This window comes from Cellulomonas cellasea, assembly GCF_006538745.1.
In the GTDB taxonomy this organism is placed as follows: domain Bacteria; phylum Actinomycetota; class Actinomycetes; order Actinomycetales; family Cellulomonadaceae; genus Cellulomonas_A; species Cellulomonas_A cellasea.
Window position 1 is genome coordinate 54,669 of record NZ_BJLR01000016.1, and the last position, 16,936, is coordinate 71,604.

General features: G+C 75.5%; 18 protein-coding genes. 10 read left to right on the forward strand and 8 right to left on the reverse strand.

What is annotated here, in order from left to right; genetic code table 11:
* The first annotated feature begins 46 nt into the window (after positions 1–46).
* Positions 47–1,567, forward strand: a complete 1,521-nt coding sequence (locus CCE01nite_RS07305) for a serine hydrolase domain-containing protein (protein ID WP_052103455.1) — start codon at positions 47–49, stop codon at positions 1,565–1,567.
* Positions 1,568–1,707: 140 nt separating this feature from the next.
* On the opposite strand, the gene CCE01nite_RS07310 is transcribed toward CCE01nite_RS07305, so the two are convergent.
* Positions 1,708–2,193: a hypothetical protein gene (locus CCE01nite_RS07310; protein WP_034625025.1), complete on the reverse strand. Its 486-nt coding sequence runs from the start codon at positions 2,191–2,193 to the stop codon at positions 1,708–1,710.
* A gap of 174 nt (positions 2,194–2,367) precedes the next feature.
* Between CCE01nite_RS07310 and CCE01nite_RS07315 the strand changes: the two genes are divergently transcribed.
* Positions 2,368–2,694: a hypothetical protein gene (locus CCE01nite_RS07315; protein WP_141372123.1), complete on the forward strand. Its 327-nt coding sequence runs from the start codon at positions 2,368–2,370 to the stop codon at positions 2,692–2,694.
* Positions 2,691–3,422, forward strand: coding sequence for an AAA family ATPase (locus CCE01nite_RS07320; protein ID WP_246056362.1), 732 nt, complete (start codon positions 2,691–2,693; stop codon positions 3,420–3,422). The genes CCE01nite_RS07315 and CCE01nite_RS07320 overlap by 4 nt, the downstream gene beginning before the upstream one ends.
* An 81-nt stretch (positions 3,423–3,503) precedes the next feature.
* Here the strand turns inward: CCE01nite_RS07320 and CCE01nite_RS07325 are convergent, their stop codons facing one another.
* Positions 3,504–4,493, reverse strand: a complete 990-nt coding sequence (locus CCE01nite_RS07325; protein WP_052103456.1) for a DUF4190 domain-containing protein — start codon at positions 4,491–4,493, stop codon at positions 3,504–3,506.
* A 200-nt stretch (positions 4,494–4,693) separates the two neighbouring features.
* Here CCE01nite_RS07325 and CCE01nite_RS07330 point away from each other — a divergent pair, with 200 nt between their 5' ends.
* The 5 genes from CCE01nite_RS07330 (at position 4,694) to CCE01nite_RS07350 (ending at position 8,137) form a co-directional block, all read left to right on the forward strand.
* A complete protein-coding gene (locus CCE01nite_RS07330; RefSeq protein ID WP_141372124.1) occupies positions 4,694–5,113 on the forward strand; it encodes a hypothetical protein in 420 nt (139 codons plus the stop codon).
* Entirely contained in the window at positions 5,110–5,460 is a 351-nt protein-coding gene (locus CCE01nite_RS07335) for a winged helix-turn-helix domain-containing protein (RefSeq protein ID WP_052103457.1), read from the forward strand. Before CCE01nite_RS07330 ends, CCE01nite_RS07335 begins: the two co-directional genes overlap by 4 nt.
* Positions 5,461–5,569: 109 nt before the next feature.
* Complete coding sequence (locus tag CCE01nite_RS07340; protein ID WP_034625071.1) at positions 5,570–6,760, forward strand: sensor histidine kinase; 1,191 nt, start codon at positions 5,570–5,572, stop codon at positions 6,758–6,760.
* Positions 6,748–7,425 carry a response regulator gene (locus CCE01nite_RS07345; RefSeq protein WP_141372125.1) on the forward strand — a complete coding sequence of 226 codons (678 nt, stop codon included), beginning with the start codon at positions 6,748–6,750 and terminating at the stop codon, positions 7,423–7,425. Before CCE01nite_RS07340 ends, CCE01nite_RS07345 begins: the two co-directional genes overlap by 13 nt.
* 94 nt (positions 7,426–7,519) lie before the next feature.
* The gene (locus tag CCE01nite_RS07350; RefSeq protein WP_034625037.1) at positions 7,520–8,137 is read left to right on the forward strand and encodes a dihydrofolate reductase family protein; all 618 of its coding nucleotides are present in this window, start codon (positions 7,520–7,522) and stop codon (positions 8,135–8,137) included.
* 102 nt (positions 8,138–8,239) lie between these two features.
* Here CCE01nite_RS07350 and CCE01nite_RS07355 read toward each other — a convergent pair whose 3' ends face one another.
* Together CCE01nite_RS07355 and uxaC are read right to left on the reverse strand one after the other, a co-directional pair.
* Positions 8,240–9,646: a mannitol dehydrogenase family protein gene (locus tag CCE01nite_RS07355; protein WP_218026453.1), complete on the reverse strand. Its 1,407-nt coding sequence runs from the start codon at positions 9,644–9,646 to the stop codon at positions 8,240–8,242.
* A complete protein-coding gene (uxaC, locus tag CCE01nite_RS07360) occupies positions 9,643–11,052 on the reverse strand; it encodes a glucuronate isomerase (RefSeq protein ID WP_141372126.1) in 1,410 nt (469 codons plus the stop codon). Before uxaC ends, CCE01nite_RS07355 begins: the two co-directional genes overlap by 4 nt.
* Before the next feature lie 309 nt (positions 11,053–11,361).
* Here uxaC and CCE01nite_RS07365 point away from each other — a divergent pair, with 309 nt between their 5' ends.
* Positions 11,362–12,885 (forward strand): glycoside-pentoside-hexuronide (GPH):cation symporter, encoded by a 1,524-nt coding sequence (locus CCE01nite_RS07365; protein ID WP_141372127.1) that lies wholly within the window; start codon positions 11,362–11,364, stop codon positions 12,883–12,885.
* A gap of 157 nt (positions 12,886–13,042) precedes the next feature.
* Here the strand turns inward: CCE01nite_RS07365 and CCE01nite_RS07370 are convergent, their stop codons facing one another.
* Together CCE01nite_RS07370 and CCE01nite_RS21275 are read right to left on the reverse strand one after the other, a co-directional pair.
* Positions 13,043–13,492 carry a YdeI/OmpD-associated family protein gene (locus tag CCE01nite_RS07370; RefSeq protein WP_141372128.1) on the reverse strand — a complete coding sequence of 150 codons (450 nt, stop codon included), beginning with the start codon at positions 13,490–13,492 and terminating at the stop codon, positions 13,043–13,045.
* Positions 13,493–13,589: 97 nt separating this feature from the next.
* Positions 13,590–14,144, reverse strand: a complete 555-nt coding sequence (locus tag CCE01nite_RS21275; protein ID WP_170223949.1) for a cytidylate kinase family protein — start codon at positions 14,142–14,144, stop codon at positions 13,590–13,592.
* A 391-nt stretch (positions 14,145–14,535) separates the two neighbouring features.
* Between CCE01nite_RS21275 and CCE01nite_RS07380 the strand changes: the two genes are divergently transcribed.
* On the forward strand, positions 14,536–15,516 hold the full coding sequence (locus CCE01nite_RS07380; protein ID WP_052104383.1) for a metallophosphoesterase: 981 nt from the start codon (positions 14,536–14,538) through the stop codon (positions 15,514–15,516).
* A gap of 19 nt (positions 15,517–15,535) precedes the next feature.
* Here CCE01nite_RS07380 and CCE01nite_RS07385 read toward each other — a convergent pair whose 3' ends face one another.
* On the reverse strand, positions 15,536–15,949 hold the full coding sequence (locus CCE01nite_RS07385) for a hypothetical protein (protein WP_034633793.1): 414 nt from the start codon (positions 15,947–15,949) through the stop codon (positions 15,536–15,538).
* Between the two features lie 149 nt (positions 15,950–16,098).
* Positions 16,099–16,626 carry an AMIN-like domain-containing (lipo)protein gene (locus CCE01nite_RS07390; protein WP_052104382.1) on the reverse strand — a complete coding sequence of 176 codons (528 nt, stop codon included), beginning with the start codon at positions 16,624–16,626 and terminating at the stop codon, positions 16,099–16,101.
* Positions 16,627–16,936: the final 310 nt, after the last annotated feature.

The window sequence follows — 16,936 nt, forward strand, 5'->3', positions numbered from 1 at the left end:
GGCCGCGTCGCTCGCACCGGGCGCCCGGTCGTGGTGCGATGCCGGGATGACGAGCGCCTCCACCCCGACCGGTCCGGCCGCGACCCCGACCACCCCCACCGCCGCCGGGCTCCCGCGCAGCGCACCACGGGCCGTCGGGGTCGACCCGGCGGGCGTGCTCGCGTTCCTCGACGACGTCGCGGCCCGCGGCATCGAGCTGCACTCGGTGATGGTCCTGCGCCACGGCCAGGTCGCCGCCGAGGGCTGGTGGCACCCGTACGGCCCCGAGCGCGTGCACCTGCTCTACTCGCTCAGCAAGAGCTTCACCTCGGCCGCGCTCGGGCTCGCCGTCGCCGAGGGGCTCGTCGACCTCGACGCGACCGTCCTGTCGTACTTCCCCGAGCTCGACGACGCGGTCACCGACCCCCGCAGCCGGGCGATGCTCGTGCGCCACGTCGCGGCGATGGCGAGCGGCCACGCCGAGGAGACGATCGACGCCGCGTGGGCGGCGAGCCCCGACGACCTCGTCCGCGGCTTCCTGCAGATCCCCCCGACGCACGAGCCCGGCACGGTGTTCACGTACAACCAGCCGTGCACGTACGCGCTCGCCGCGATCGTCCAGCGCCGCACGGGCACGACGCTGACCGAGTACCTCGGCCCCCGCCTGTTCGCGCCGCTCGGCATCACCGTCGGCGGCTGGCAGCAGAAGCCCCCGGGCCAGGACCTCGGGTACAGCGGGCTGCACCTGACGACCGAGGCGGTGGCGCGGTTCGGGCAGCTGCTGCTCGACGACGGGGTGCTCGACGGGCGCCGGGTCCTCCCCGAGGGCTGGGTCGCGCTCGCGAGCCGGGTGCACGTGCCCACGGCCGGCCGGGTCACCCCGGACGAGCTCGGCGGTGACTGGGACCAGGGCTACGGCTTCCAGCTCTGGCGCTCGAGGCACGGCTACCGCGGCGACGGGGCGTTCGGCCAGTTCTGCGTCGTGCTGCCCGAGCACGACGCGGTGCTCGTCACGACGGCGGCGACCGAGGACCTGCAGGGCATCCTCGACGCGGCGTGGACGCACCTCCTGCCGGCGTTCGACGACGAGGCGGACGGCGGCGCGCACGACGACGCGGACGACGACGCGGGCACGGACGCCGACGGCGCCCGCGTCCTCGCGGACCGGCTCGCGTCGCTCAGCCTCTCGGTGCCGGCCGCCGGCGAGCCGCTCACCGAGGGCGTGTTCGTCCTCGCGCCCGGGGCCGACGGTGGCGTCGAGCGGGTCGAGCTGCGGCGTGACGGCGGGCGGTGGGTGGTCGAGCTCACCGTCCACGGCGACGCGTGGGTCGCCGAGGCGGGCGACGGGTGCTGGGCGGTCACCGAGCCGGACGCACGTCGTCCTGCGCTCGGCGTCGCGGCCGGCAGCCCGGAGCCCGGGACGCTGCACGTCGAGGTGGCGCTGCTGGAGAGCCCGCACCGGCTGCGGCTCGTGGGCGACCGCACCACCGGGCACATGACGGCGACGTGGCGCACGCGTCCGTTCGCGCGGCGGGTGCCGCCGACCATGCAGCGGCCGCTGCCGGGGACCGCTCAGGGCGCGGGCTGAGCGCACCGCCTCCCGAGGTCCCTCGGCGCGCGCGCATCCTTCGTCGCTCCGCCGCTCCGTCCCCTCGTCGGCCGGTCGCTCCGCAACCCGCCACCCCGGCGGGCGCGTGACGCGTCGGGGCGGCGAAGGGAGAGCGGCCGTCAGAACGCGACGGCGCCGATCGTCGCGCGGACCCGGGCCGTGGCGTCGCGCAGGTCGACGTCCGTGATCGTGATGCCCTTGGCCTTGGCGTCGACCGCGCTCTGCACCCCCACGAGCACGACCGGCTCGCTCTCGCCGCGGCGGAGCTGCACGAGGCCGTCGGGCAGGCCGCGCTGCTTCAGCGCGTCGTTGATCGGGCCGACGAGCGGGTTGATGAACACGTGCGCGGGGAGCGAGCGTGCGTGCACGGTGACGCGCAGGCTCGCGACGCCCTCGGCGTAGCCGGTGAACGTCGCGCTCACGCTGACCGTGCCGAGCGCCATCGCCGCCCAGCGCAGGGCGGTCGGCGCGTCCGGGATCGCGTTGAGGTCGATGTCCGCGTGGATCGTCGAGCCCTCCGCGCGCACCGCCCGGACCATCGGCGGCAGCGGCTCACGTGAGGCGGCCAGCGCCAGCACCTCGGTGACCGGGATCTCCACGTACATGCGTCCTCCAGCTCGTCGTCGACCGGAGCCACCGTAGCCGTCCCGCCCACCGGCGGCGTCGGCGCAGGTCCGTCGGTGGGTCCCCGGCGCTACGCTCCCCGGACGCACCGATCCGATCCGCACCGCTGCGTCGGCCTGAGCGCCGGCCCCGGTCCGACCGAGCTGGAGGACGGCATGCCGTCGAGAGTCACCGCGCCCGCGATGTTCTGGTGGGGCGTCGCGCTCCTCGTCGGCGGGTCGGTCCTGTCCCTCGCGACGACGACGCTGCCCTACGGCCTGCTCGACGGCGCCGGGCAGCTCGGGACCATGGTGTTCCAGTGGCTCTGGAGCCTGCTCGGGATCGCGCAGTACCTCGGCGCCGCCCTCGTCGCTGCGGCGCTCGCGGTCCGTGCGCTGCAGCGTCCCGCGGCGGGCGGGCCGGTGCCCTCGGCCGTCGAGCAGGTCGCCGCCGAGCCCGGACCGTACGGGCCCGGCGGGGGGCACCCGAACCCGCAGCCGTGACGGGCGACCTGTTCGACGAGCGCCCGGTGCGCCGCGTCCAGCGGCACCCGAGGGCGGACGTCGACCCCGACCGCTGGCCGTACACCGTGCCGGCCGTCGCGCAGCTCCTGCGCGACGGGATGGACCTCGCGCCGGGCGTGACGTTCCTCGTGGGGGAGAACGGCGCGGGCAAGTCGACCGTCGTCGAGGCCGTGGCGGCCGCCGTCGGGCTCAACGCCGAGGGTGGCAGCCGGAACGCGCGGCACGCGACGCGCGCGAGCGAGTCGCCCCTGCACCGGGCGCTGCAGGTGGTGCGCTCGCCCGGGGCCCCGCGGTGGGGGTACTTCCTGCGCGCCGAGACGATGCACGGGCTCTACACCTACCTCGAGTCGACCGGTGACCCCGCGCCGCCGCTGCACGAGATGAGCCACGGCGAGTCGTTCCTCGAGGTGCTCGGCCGTCACTTCGCGGAGCCCGGCTTCTACGTGCTCGACGAGCCGGAGGCGGCGCTGTCGTTCACGTCGTGCCTCGCGCTCGTGGACACGCTCGGCGCGCTCCGGTCCGCGGGCGCGCAGGTGCTGTGCGCGACGCACTCCCCGCTGCTCACCGCCCTGCCCGGCGCGACGATCCTCGAGCTCGACGAGCACGGCTTCGGGCCGACGGCGTGGGAGGACCTCGCGATCGTCGGGCACTGGCGCTCCTACCTCAGCGACCCACGGCGGTACCTGCGTCACCTCGGCGCCGGCTGAGGAGCCCCGGACGTGCGACGACCCGGCCCCCTGGGGGACCGGGTCGTCGGTGTCGTGCGGTGGTGCGGTGACGTCAGGAGGTCACAGCGGGTACTCGTTGTACAGCGCGTAGACGGCGTCCGCGGGCCCGGTGAACGTGAGCGTCGCGGAGTCGTTCGTCGCGATGAGGGTGGTGACGCCCTCGACGTCGTAGACCCAGTACTGCGAGACGGCGTCGAACTCGCCCGAGTCCGTGAGCGTCTCGGCGGCGAAGCCGGTGGTCTGCGCCGTGGCGAACGCCGTGGCCTCCGTGCCGCTGGACCAGTTGGAGAGCACGGTCTCGACCGTCGACGCGCCGTCGGTGTAGGACGCGGTGTACGCCTCGAGCGCGCCGGCGCCCGTGATGGTCGCCTCGTCCGTCAGGCCCGTCGTGGTGAACGCGCCGACCGTGAGGGGCGCGACGTCCTTGAGCGGGGTCGCGCTCGCGGCGAGGTCGTCGGTGCCGTCGGTCGCCGGGTCGGTCGCCTCGGGGGCGGGGGTCTCGAGCTCCTCGAGCTGCTGGGTGAGCTCATCGAGGCCGCCGGCCTCCTCGACGGACTCCCGGATCGCGTTGCTCGCGACGAAGAGGCTGATCGCGAGGACGATCCAGGCGATGAACGACAGGACACCGAGGATGATGCCCGCGATCGCCAGGCCGCGGCCCGACGTGCCGTTGGCCTTGGTCCGCTTGAGGCCCAGGACGCCGAGGATCACCGGGATGAAGCCGAGGCCGAGGATGCCGGTGACGAGCGCGGCGATCGACATGCCGTCGGTCCCGCGGGCGACGGGCGGCTGGCCGTAGCCGGGCTGGCCGTAGCCCGGCTGGCCGTAGCCGCCAGCGGGGTACGCCGTGGTGTCGGCGGGCGGGTACGGCGCGTCGGCCGTCGCGACCGCGGGGGCGGCGGTGTCGGTCGTGGTCGCGGCGCCGGCGTCGGTGGACGCGGGGGCGGCCGGGGCCTTGTCGAAGCTCAGCGTGCTGGGCGTCGTCGTGTCGGTGGCGGGGGTCCCCTGCGGCTCGTTCGCCGGCGTAGAGCCCTGCTGGTCGTGGGTCACGTGATCCTCGTCGTGTCGCGGTGAGACGGCCGTCATGGTGAGGCCGGCATGGTGAAGCCGCGCCCACCCTAGGGGTACGCACCGACACGGATGCCCGGTTTATCCGGTTCTCGGCTCGCACGCAGCGTGTTTCACCCCTATGGGGGCACCGCACCGACAACTAGTTGCCACATCGGTAACCAGATGCCACAGTGGCACCCATGACCGACATGACCCCCGAGGCGGCCCGCGACGCGCTCGCCGACGCCGCCCGCACGTCCGACCGGCTCCGGGCCCGCGCCCGCTGGGCCTCGACCAAGCTCGCCGTCACCGGGATCGGGATGGGCCTGCTCACGCTCGCCGTGGGCCTCGTCCGCTCCGACCTCGTCGGGTTCGCGGTGTTCGCGGCCTGGGGCGTGCTGATCGCCGCGACCGCGTGGTGGGAGCGGCGCCGCACCGCGCACCTGCCGGGGACGCAGCAGCGCACGTCCCGCTACTGGGCCGCGAGCTTCGCGCTCTACGCCGTCGCGATCGCGTGCGGGGTCGCCCGCCCCGAGGGCGACGCCGGGTTCTGGGTGCCGGCCGCGGTCGTCGTCGCGCTGCCGATGGTCGTCGGCGCCGTGCGCGAGCGCCGCGCATGACCCCGGCCGAGCCCGCCCCCGCGCCGGCCGCCCCCGACGCCGCCGGGCTGACCCACCCCCGGCGCGACCTCGACGAGCTGCTGACCCACGCGGTGCGGTTCTCCGTCGTCGCCGCGCTGTCCGGGGTGCTCAAGGCCGAGTTCGGTGCCGTGCGGGACAGCGTCGAGGTCACAACCCCGATGCTGTCCAAGCAGGTCGCGCTGCTCGAGAAGGCCGGCTACGTCGAGGTCGAGAAGGGCCGCGTCGGCCGGCGTCCGTGCACGTGGATCTCGCTGTCGCCCGAGGGGTCGGCGGCGTACGCCCGGCACGTGGCCGCGCTGCGGGCCATCGCGGGGCTCGACCACTGAGGGACCTCAGGCCGAGGGCCTGACGCGTCGACCGAGGTCGGGGGTCGGCGGCCCGCGCCTCGACCTGGGGCTGATGCCCGGCGCCCGGCCCGCGACCTACGCTGCGAGCATGCCCGCGACACCGCCCTTCACGCCGCCGCCCGTGAGCGCGTGGGGGACCACGTGGCGCCTCACGGTGGCCGTGCTCACGGGCTTCGTCCTGCTGGGGTTCGCCCTCGAGTCGCTCCCGCCGGAGAGCGAGGGCCTGATCCTGCTCGACCTCGCCGCCGGCGTCGTGTGCCTGGTCCTCATGCTGTTCCGCCGCCGTGCCCCGCTCGCGGTCGCGCTGCTCGCGACGCTGATCGGCAGCGTCTCGGCGTTCAGCGCGGGGGCGGTCGTGGTCATCCTCATCTCGCTCGCCACGCGCCGGCGCTGGCTGCGGGAGCTGCTGCCCGTCGCGGTCGTCTGGGTGGCCGCCGGGTTCGTGTACGACCGGGTCTACGTGCCGTCACAGCCCGTGCCCTGGTGGGCGACGACGCTCGTCGCGGGGTTCTTCTTCGTCCTGTGCGTCGCGATCGGCTTCTACATCGGCGGTCAGCGCGAGCTGCTCGCGTCGCTCGAGCAGCGGGCCATGACGGCCGAGCGCGAGCAGGCGGCGCGCGTCGACCAGGCCCGCACCGCGGAGCGCGGCCGGATCGCCCGCGAGATGCACGACGTCCTCGCGCACCGGATCTCGCTCGTCGCGATGCACTCGGGGGGTCTCGTCTACCGCGACGACCTCACGCGCGAGCAGACCGTCGAGACGGCCGAGGTGATCCGCGACAACGCGCAGCTCGCGCTCGCGGAGCTGCGGGAGGTCCTCGGCGTGCTGCGCGACGGCGACCCGGGCGCACCCCCGGAGCGACCCCAGCCCACGCTCGCGGCGCTGCCGGAGCTGATCGACGAGGCCCGCGCGGCGGGCAACCCGGTGACGTGCACGCTGACGCTCACAAGCCGCGGCGCGTCCGAGGGCGACCTCGGCGCGCTGCCCGAGAGCACGAGCCGCAGCGCCTACCGCATCCTCCAGGAGGCCCTCACGAACGCCCGCAAGCACGCCCCCGGCCTCCCGGTGCGCCTCGAGATCGGGGGCCGCCCCGGCGAGCGCCTCGTGCTCAGCGCCCGCAACCCCGTCCCCCTCGCGCCGAACGCGACGTCCGGGCCACCGCCCGGGGTCGGCCTCGCGGGGCTGTCCGAGCGCGCCAAGCTCGCGGGCGGGGAGCTCACGACCGCCGTCGACCGCGGCCACTTCGCGGTCCAGGCCTGGCTGCCGTGGCCGGCGTGAGCGCGGCGCTGCCCGTGGTCCGGGTGCTCGTGGTCGACGACGACGCGCTCGTGCGCGCCGGGCTGCGGCTCATCCTCGGCGGTGACCCGGGGCTCGTCATCGTGGGTGAGGCGGCCGACGGGCTCCAGGCCGTCGAGCTCGCGCGCACCGAGCGCCCCGACGTCGTGCTCATGGACATCCGCATGCCGCGGCTCGACGGGCTCGCGGCGACCGAGCGCCTGCTCGCCGCCGACCCGGAGACGCGCGTCGTCGTCCTCACGACCTTCGACACCGACGACATGGTCGTCAGCGCGCTGCGCCTGGGGGCCGTCGGCTTCCTGCTCAAGGACACCCCGCCCGAGGAGCTCGTCGGCGCCGTGCGCGCGGTCGCGGGCGGTCGGCCGATCCTCTCGCCGAGCGTCACGGCCCAGCTCATCGCGACCGTGCGGGCCGAGAGCCCGCCGGGGCGCAGCCGCGAGGCCGCGGGCCGGCTCGAGGTGCTGAGCGAGCGCGAGCGCGAGGTCGCCGTGGGGATCGGGCGCGGGCTGTCGAACTCGGAGATCGCCGCGGAGCTCTACATGAGCGTCGCGACCGTGAAGTCGCACGTCGGGCGCCTGTTCGCGAAGCTCGGCGTCGAGAACCGGGTGCAGATCGCGATCTGCGTGCACGAGGCGGGGCTGGTCTGACGGCCGCCGGGCCGGCGGCGTCCGACCGGCGCACGGTCGGGTCACGGCCCGGCCCGGCCGATGAGATCCGGCCCGCGCACCGGTCTGCCCCCGTATGACACGCATCGTCGGCGACATCTCGGTCTCCCTGGACGGTCTCGTCACCGGGCCCGACCCCGGCCCGGACAACGGCATGGGCACCGGGGGCGAGGCCCTGCACACGTGGGCGTTCTCGGACGACCCGGCGGAGCGCCGCGTGCTGCGGGAGGCGACGGCGCGGTCCGGTGCCGTCGTGCTCGGGCGCCGGCTGTTCGACGTGGTCGACGGCCCCGGCGGCTGGGACGACACGAGGGGCTACGGCGCCGGTGAGGTCGCGACGCCCCCCTTCGTCGTCGTGACGAGCTCCGTGCCGGAGCGGGTGCGGCTCTCCCACCTCGACTGGACCTTCGTCACCACCGGCCTGCCGGACGCCGTCCGCGCGGCGCGCGAGCGGGCGGAGGCGGCGTCCGCGGACCGCGGGACGGACCTCGACGTGGTCCTCATGGGCGGCGGGGCGACCGTCGCCTCGGCGCTCGACGCCGGGCTGCTCGACGAGCTCATCCTGCACCTGGCGCCCGTCGTGCTCGGCGGCGGGACGCCGCTGTTCACCGGCGGCGTCCCGCGCGCGCTCGTCCAGCGCAGCGTGCGCGCGACGTCGAACGCCGTGCACCTGACGTACGACGTCGTCGGCTGACCGCCGGCCCGGGGACGGGTCGGCGCACGGTGCCCCGGCCCACCGCGTGCGCGGTCCGGGCGCGGCGCGCCGACGCCGTCCGGGCGCGCCGCGCCGACGCCGTCAGGGCCGGTCCGCGCCCGCCGTGAGCTCCTCGGCCGCCGTCAGGACCGCCGCCCGCAGCCCGTCGTCCGCGGCGAGGTCGGCGCCCAGGAAGCCGAGCACCGCGTCGACCGACTCCGCGAGCGAGCCCTGCCCGAGCGCGCGCACGTGGTCCGCGCGCGCGTCCTTGACCGGCGCCCCGAGCCCGCGCAGGTGGCAGGTCCACGCGGCGACGGCGCGCGCCGCACCGGTCGGCACGCGTCCGGCGGCGAGCTCGGCGCGCAGCGTCGGGACGATGCGCACCCCGATCTTCTGCGAGCCGTCGCCGGCGATCTGGGCCAGCACGTGCCGGATCCGGGGGTTCGCGAAGCGCTCGACGAGCGCGCGCCGGTAGTCGGCCACGTCCTCGGCGGGCAGCGTGAGGTGGTGCGCGGCCTCGTCCCACCAGTCCTCGACCCACCGCCGCAGCACCGGGTCGGCGACGGCGTCGGCGACGGTCTCGTGGCCGCGCGCCGAGCCCGCGTACGCGAGCAGGGAGTGCGCGCCGTTGAGCAGCCAGAGCTTGCGCTGCTCGAACGGGAGGACGTCGTCGACCATCGTGACGCCCGCCGCCTCCCACGCGGGGCGTCCGTTCGGGAACCGGCCGGCGACGACCCACTCGGAGAACGGCTCGGTCGGCACGGGTGAGGCGTCCTCGACGCCGAGCGCCGCCCGCACCGCGTCCCGGTTCTCGTCGGTCGTCGCGGGCGTGATCCGGTCCACCATCGTCGTCCCGAACGCCACGTTCTCCTCGGCCCAGGCCGCGAGCGAGGGGTCGACGGCGTCGATCAGGTCGTCGACGACGCGCTGCAGCGCCGGGCCGTTCTCGGGCAGGTTGTCGCACGGCAGGACGGCGAGCGGTCCGGCGCCGGCCGCGCGGCGGGCGAGGTAGCCGGCGACGATCCGGCCCGGGGTCGTCGCGACCACGGCCCGGGGGTCGCCGCCGAGCGCCGAGACGTCCGCGCGCACGTCGTCCCGCGTGACGTCGAGCCCGCCGTCGTCCGCGCGCAGGTAGCCGGCCTCGGTGACCGTGAGGGTCACGACCGCGGTCTCCGGCGCGGCCCAGTACCCGAGCCACGCCTCGTGGTCCGTCGCCGCGTGGACGGCCGAGACCGAGGAGACGACCTCGAAGGAGTCGCCGTCGGCGGCGCGCGTGACGAGCGTGTACAGCCCGTCCTGCGGCGCGAGGGCCTCCGCCGCCGCGGCGGACCGGCCGGTGAAGGCCGCGATGCCCCACGCGTCGGCGTCCGGCGCGTGGTCGGTGTACCAGGCCTGGTGCGCCCGGAAGAAGTTGCCGAGGCCCAGGTGCACGATGCGGACGGGGGCGGCCGGGCGGCCGTGGCCCCCCGCGCGGGACAGGACGGGGACGGTGCCAATCGGGGTGCTCACAGGCGGAAGGCCTTCCTCGGGTTGGTCACGACGAGGTCGACCGCCGTGTCGAGCGCCTCGTCGAGCGTCAGCCGGTGGTCGGCGACGAGCCTCGCGAGGAACGCGGAGTCCATCCGCCGGTTCACGTCGTGCCGTGCCGGGATCGACAGGAACGCGCGCGTGTCGTCGATGAACCCCGACGTCTTGGTGAAGCCCGCCGACTCCGTGACGGCGCTGCGGAACCGGCCCATCGCCTCGGGGGCGTCGATGAACCACCACGGCGCACCCACGTACACCGACGGGTAGAAGCCGGCGAGCGGCGCGAGCTCGCGCGAGTAGACCGTCTCGTCGATCGTGAAGAGCACGAGCTGGAAGCCGGGCGAGGTCCCGAACGCGCTGAGCACCGGCTGCAGCGCGTCGGTGAACTCGACCGCGACGGGGATGTCGGCGCCGACGTCCGCGCCGTACCGGTCGAACGTCGGGGCGTGGTGGTTGCGGTGCACCGCGGGGTGCAGCGTCATGACGAGCCCGTCCTCGGACGCCATGCGCGCCATCTGGAACAGGAGGTCGCGGCGCAGGGCGTCGCCCTCGTCGCGCGTGATCGCTCCAGAGCGGGCGGCGGCGTAGAGGCGCTCGGCCTCGGCGACGGGCAGGGGCTCCATGCGGGCGTCGCGGTGCGAGTGGTCGCTCGACGTCGCGCCGTGCGCCGCGAAGTACGCCCGGCGGTCCTCCATCGCCGCGACCCAGCCCGCGTAGGTGCCGGTGTCGGCGCCGCTGACCTCGCCCAGCCGGTCGACGAGGCCGTTCCAGGCCGGGGTCGCGGGCTCGAGGTACTTGTCGGGGCGGAACGTCGGCGCGACCCGCCCGTGCCACGTGGGGTCCGCCGCGAGCTTCTCGTGGTGGCGCAGGTCGTCGGCCGGGTCGTCGGTCGTGGCCAGGACCTCGATGCCGAACCGCTCGTAGAGCGCGCGGGGCCGGAACGCCGGCGTCGCGATCTTCTCGGCGATCGCGTCGTAGAGGTCGTCGGCCGTCCCCGCCGAGGGCGCGAGGTCGAGGCCGAACACGTCCACGAGCTCGGACTCGAACCAGAGCTTCACTGGGGTCCCGCGGTACGCGCCCCAGTGCGCGCACAGGAGCCGGAACGCCGCGCGCGACGCCTCGGGGCTGAGCTCGCCCTGCCCGACGCCGAGGTCGTGGAGCGGGACGCCCTGCGCGTGCAGCATCCGGGTCACGTAGTGGTCGGGGGTGATGAGGAGCGACGTCGGGTCGGCGAACGGGACGTCGTCCGCGAGCCACTGCGGCGGCACGTGGCCGTGCGGGGAGATGATCGGCAGCCCGCGCACCGCGTCGTAGAGCTCCCGCGCGATCGGACGCAGCGTGGAGTCCGCCGGCAGGAGGCGGTCGGGGTCCAGGGTCAGGTTCGCCATGGCCTCATCGTCGGGACGCCCGGCGCGCCCCGGCAATCGGTTGTCGCCTGTTGCCGCCGGACCCCGTGTGCCCCGCCCGCCGGGTGCGCGCTCCCGGCCGGTGCGCCGGCGGCGGGCACGCGACCTGCGGTCTCACCGCCCGCGCGACGAGGGCCGGGCCCCGCACGTCGCGGCGTGCGCCGCCGGCAGCGCCCCGGACGCGGGCGGCCCCAGCAACTCGTGGCAACCGGTTGCTCGGCCGTGGCCGCCGGTGCCTGACTCGTCTCATCACCGATCCGGCCAGCGTGCCGGCCACCCGAGGAGATCTCCATGACCGTCGTCTCTGAGCCGGCCGCCCCCGCCGCCGCCGTGGCCCCGACGAGGCTGACGTGGCGCAACTACTCCGGCTACGCCGCCGGGGACGCCGCGAACAACCTCGCGTTCTCGATGTCGTCGGCGTTCCTGCTGCTGTACTACACGAACGTCGTCGGCCTGGGCGCCGCCGCCATCGGCACGATGTTCCTGCTCATCCGCTTCTGGGACGCGCTCGCCGACCTCGTCGCCGGCCGCCTCGTCGACGCGAAGAAGCCAGGGCGGCTCGGCAAGTTCCGGCCCTTCATCCTCGTGTTCTCGCTCCCGCTGCTCCTGTCGAGCATGGCGATCTTCTCGGCGAAGACGTTCTTCCCCGACATGGGCCAGACGTCGGCGCTGCTGTACGCCTACGTGACCTACGCGCTCATGGGCACCCTGTACAGCCTCGTCAACATCCCCTACGGCTCGATCGCCCCCGCGATGACGCAGGTCCCGACCGAGCGCGCCAAGCTGGCGTCGTGGCGCGTCTGGGGCTCCAACATCACGATCCTCATGCTGTCGTTCGTCGTCGCGCCGCAGATCAAGCGGTTCACGGGCGACCCCGAGGGGCTGCAGAACTCGCTGTTCGTCACGACCGCCCTGTTCGTCGTGCTCGGCATGGTCCTGTACCTGTACACGGTCAAGACGGTCAAGGAGCAGGTCCAGCGCGACGTCGCCGCCCCGACCCTGCGCGAGAGCGTCGACACGCTGCGCCGCAACAAGCCGCTGCTGTGGCTGTGCGCCGGGAGCCTCGCGTTCCTCACCGGCCTGACCGCGCTGAGCACGCTCGCCGCCTACTACGCGATCTACGTGCTGCAGGACGCGCAGTACATCGCCTGGAACGCGCTCGCGCAGGCCGTCGGCACGTTCCTCATCGCCTCGTACATCCCGCGGATCGTCGCCCGGTTCGGCAAGAAGAACGGGTTCCTGGTGCTCGGCGTGATCGGCATCCTCGCCGGGGTGCTGCTCGCGTTCGCGCCGCCGTCGCTGCCGTTCGTCGCGGTTCTCGGGTTCTTCCTCATCGGGATCGGCATGGGCGGCGTCAACACGCTCATGTGGGCGCTCGAGGCCGACACCGTCGAGTACGGCGAGTGGAAGACGGGCGTCCGCACCGAGGGCACGACGTACGCGCTGTTCTCCTTCACCCGCAAGATGGGCCAGGCCGTCGGCGGCGCCGCCGGTGCGTACGCGCTCGGGATCGCCGCCTTCAGCTCCCAGCGCGCGACCGAGGGCCTGCTGCAGACCGACACGACGGTCGCGGGCATCCAGCTGTGGTCCGGCGCCCTGGTCTCCGGCTTCATCCTGCTCTCGCTGCTGATCATGGCGTTCTACCCGCTGACCGACGCGGTGTTCCAGCGGATCGTCGGCGAGATCGGCGCGCGGCGCGCACAGCGTGACGCGGACGGGCACGCCCGGTACGAGGTCGCCCACGCGCAGTGGGAGACCGACGAGCGCGCGCGTCGTGGGGTCGACGCGCGCCCCCGCCCGGCCGACGAGGTCTGAGCGGAAGCCGCCCGTCGGGGGACGGGCGGGACGACGGCCGGGCGGACGACCGCCCGGCCGTCGTCGTGCGTGGGGGCAGGGTCCCGGGGGCGTGCTCGGGAGTCGCGCCGACGAGCCGCAGACTGCGCGCGTGCGGGGGAGCGGCCGACGCGGGAGGTCAGTCGCCGGGCTGGTCCGTCATCGCCGCGACGACCTTCTCGACGCGTCGCGCGCGCGTCTCGGAGGCCTTGGCTCCCTCGACCGCGAGCACGTGCCGCTGGCGGTTGCTGAACGACAGCGCATCGAACCGGGCGCGGGCGCCGGGCTGCGCATCCAGCGCCGCGGCCAGGTCCTCGGGCACCGTGACCTCGCGCGGCGCGGTGTCGAGCTCGAGCGTGACGTCGACGGCGTCACCGGCCGCGACCCCGGCGGCGGCGCGCCGCTCGGCGCTCAGCGGGACCAGGAACCGCCCGTCCATCGCCGCGATGCTCGTCCGGTACGTGAAGCCGTTGACCGTCGCGACGACCTTGGGGCGCCGGCCGCCGCCCAGCGCGGTGACCGCGTCGTCGGGCACGACGATCCCCGCCGTCGTGCCGCCCGTCCCCAGGACCTCGGTGCGCAGCTCCACGACACCACCTCCCTCTCCGGCCCCTAGCCTGCCGTGCCCGCCACGGCGTGCACCACGGTCGACACCGCGCGGTCCACCGGGATGCGGCTCGTGTTGATCACCAGGTCGTACCGGTCTGGGAGGCGCGGGTCCCACCCGTACAGCGCGAGCGACATCTCGGCGCGCACCCGGTCCTCGACCCGCTGACGAGCCGCCGCGCGCTCGCGGGGACGCCCGCCGTGCGCGCGGCGCGGTCGACCCGGTCCTCGACGTCGCCGGTCAGCAGCACGTGCAGCGTGCGGGGACGCTCGGCGAGCACGACGGCCCCGTTGCGCCCGACGATGACGCCGCCCCGGTCCGCGAGCTCCCACACGGCCAGGTTGTTCGCGATCACGAGGTCGTACTTCTGCCGCTGCGTGGTCGCGACGTCCCGGCCCTCGAGGCCCCCGTACGCGCCGCCGAGCACCCCGTACACCTGCGCGAGCACCGCGCCCTGCTCGGTCGCCGACGCGTCCCCGCCCTCGAGCTGTTCGGACGTGAACGCCTGCGCGTGGAACGGCACGCCCAGCGCGTCGGCGACCGCCCGCCCGACCTCGTCGGCCCCCGCGCCGTAGTGCTCGAAGACCGTCACCACGGGCGGGACGCCGGCGGTGCCCCGCGTGTCCTGGCTCATGCGTCCTCCCGGCAGCCGCTGCCGACGGGCGCCGCCGGGCCCGGCGAGCGCCTCGTCCCATCCTCGTCCCGACGGGGGACGCCGCCACGGGGTCGGGTCCGCGGGCGTCCCGAAGGGGCGGACCGTCGGCCGCGGGCCGGCCGAACCGATTCGGGGGCTGCCGCGGCCCCCGCGCGCCGGGTCTGATGGCCCGTGCCGCCGGCGGCCCTCGTGGTCGCCGCACCGGCTCGGCCCCCGGCCGTGACCGGGCCTCCGGCCGGGGCCGCGAGCCGTCCGCCCGACGCCCGGGGGGCGGGGCCGGACGTCGACGCACCCGTGACGCGTCGCGCGCGGTCCTGCCGGGCGCCGGTGGTGGCGAGACGTCCCCGCCGGCCGCGTCCTAGGGTTCAGCGTGACCTTCCCCGAGCAACCGCTGCGCATCCTGCACCTGTCGGACACCCACCTGAGCGCGCCCGGCGTGCTGCACCACGGCGCGGTCGACACGCTCGAGGCGACGCGCCGCGTGCTGGACGCGTGCGCCGCGCTGCCGTCGCCCGACGTGGTGGTCGTCTCGGGCGACGTGTCCGACGACGGCAGCCCCGAGTCGTACGCGGCGGCGCGGGACATCGTCGGCGGCTGGGCGCGGGCGCGCGGGGCGCGGGTCGTCCTCGCGGCGGGCAACCACGACCAGCGCGGCCCGTTCCGGCGCGTGCTCGGGGACGGTCACCTCGGTGTGGCGGCCGGCGGCGTCGAGGGCAGCGCGGGCGGCGGTCGTCCGGCCCTCGGCCAGGACGGTGGCGGTCGTGCTGCGGCACCGGCCGGGGGCGGGACTGCGCCGGCGGAGGACGACCCGGTCGACGCCACGTCCTGGGTCGGCGGGCGTCGCCTCGTGACGCTCGACAGCTCGGTCCCCGGTGCGGGGTACGGGCGGCTCGACGCGTCCCAGCTCGACCGGTTGCGCGACGAGCTGCGCACGCCGGCGCCGGGCGGCACGGTGCTCGTCGTCCACCACCCGCCGCTGCCGCCCGTCACGCGCCTGCACGGCGTGCTCCGGCTGCGGGGCCTCGACGAGCTCGCCGCGGTGCTCGCCGGGAGCGACGTGCGCGTCATCCTCTCCGGGCACTACCACCACGCGATGAGCGGGGTGTTCGCCGGCCGGCCGGTCGTCGTCGCGCCCGGGGTCGCGAACCGCACCGACACCCTGGTCCGGCCGGGCGCCGAACGGGCGGTGCGCGGCTCGGGCGCGGCGCTGGTCGAGCTCGGGGCCGACGGGTCGCTGCACGCCACGTTCCACGTCGCGCCCGACCCGGACGAGGGCCGGGAGGTCTTCTTCTACGACGCCGACGCCGTCGAGCGCATCGCAGCGGCGGCGGGGCCGCCCGCGGAGGACTGAGCGGCGGACCGGGCCCCGGCTATGGGTGCGCCGCGCCGGTCCCCTGCTGCTCGGACGCGCGCTCGTCTCGCGCCGCTCGCGCCGCCCGCCGCTCGGCCTCGCTCGGCACGAGCGGCAGCCCCAGCCGGCGCAGGCGGCGTCGCTCGGAGAGTCCCACGGCGGCCCCAGCCACCACGGCCGCGAGCGTCCACCACCCGAAGCCGCCGGCGTCGAGGTGCCGCGTGACGGCCCCGCCGCCGAACGCGACGACGCACACCCCGAGGCACGCCTTCCCGAACGCGGTCATGTCGCTGATGCGCCGCCCCGGCGGCTCCTCGCCGGACGGCCACACGCGGTCCTGCTCTGCGCTGTGCTGCACGAGCCACCGCGTCCCGATCGCGAAGACGGAGAGCACCACCCCGATGACGACCACCGGCCAGCCGGCCTCGCTCACGCCGCACCCCGTCCTGTCGTGCCGTCCCCGTGGGACGACCCTGGCGCAGGTCGGCGCCGGCTGCCAGCGCAGGGCGGTCGCTCAGGACCCCGGTGCGTCCGCGGGCCGGCGGCGCCTGCGGGCGGCGCCGCCCACGTCAGCCTCCGACGTCACCACCGGTGGGCGACGTCGACCACCAGCCGGGCCTCCGTCCCGGGCGCGGAGCCTCCGCCTGCACCTGACAGGGTGAACACCCGGAACGGGAGCCGGGCGCGCAGCCGCACGTCGATCTGGCTGGACCCGACGTCCTCGGTCCCGGTGCTGCCGAGCCGGACGTCACGGAACGTTCGGAATCCGGCCACCGAGGGCTCGAACCGCTCGTAGTTCTCCGTCGGCACGGTGCCGGCGGCGACGATGCTGAGATAGATCCTGCCGTCGTCGGTCTCCTGGATGTGGCCCCAGTAGCCGCTCGCCGCCCCGACCATGTCGACGACGAGCCTGTCGTAGCAGGCGTGGCGCCCCACCCGGACGTTCGTGAGAGTGGCGCTGCTCTCGTGCGGCTCGACGAACTTCCCCTGGGAGCCCCAGTGGATCCCGCAGTAGGGCTGATGCGCCGCTGCGGGCGCCGCCAGCCCCGCCACCAACATCAGCGTGACAGCGAAGCACGAAGCGATGACCCGGCGCAGCACGACGATCATGACGACACTCCTTCTGACGAGGCCGGGCTTGACGAGCTCGGGGCCGCCCTCGGCTCCGAGGGATCGATCGGCGCCGCCGGCGGGGCGTCGGCCGGTGAGGACGAGTGAGTGACACGGACCGCGTCGTCGCGGGACATGGCCACCCCGTTCGTCCGGTCGGCCCGGTGGGCCGCTGATGTCGTGATGACGAGCGAGCGGGCCGGAACGTTGTACGGCCCGACCGATCCGGCGGATCAGCCACGTCGCGCTCACGCCGACGAGCTCGCGCGTGAGCCGCACGGACGACCTGCGCCCGCCGCACCGACGCCGG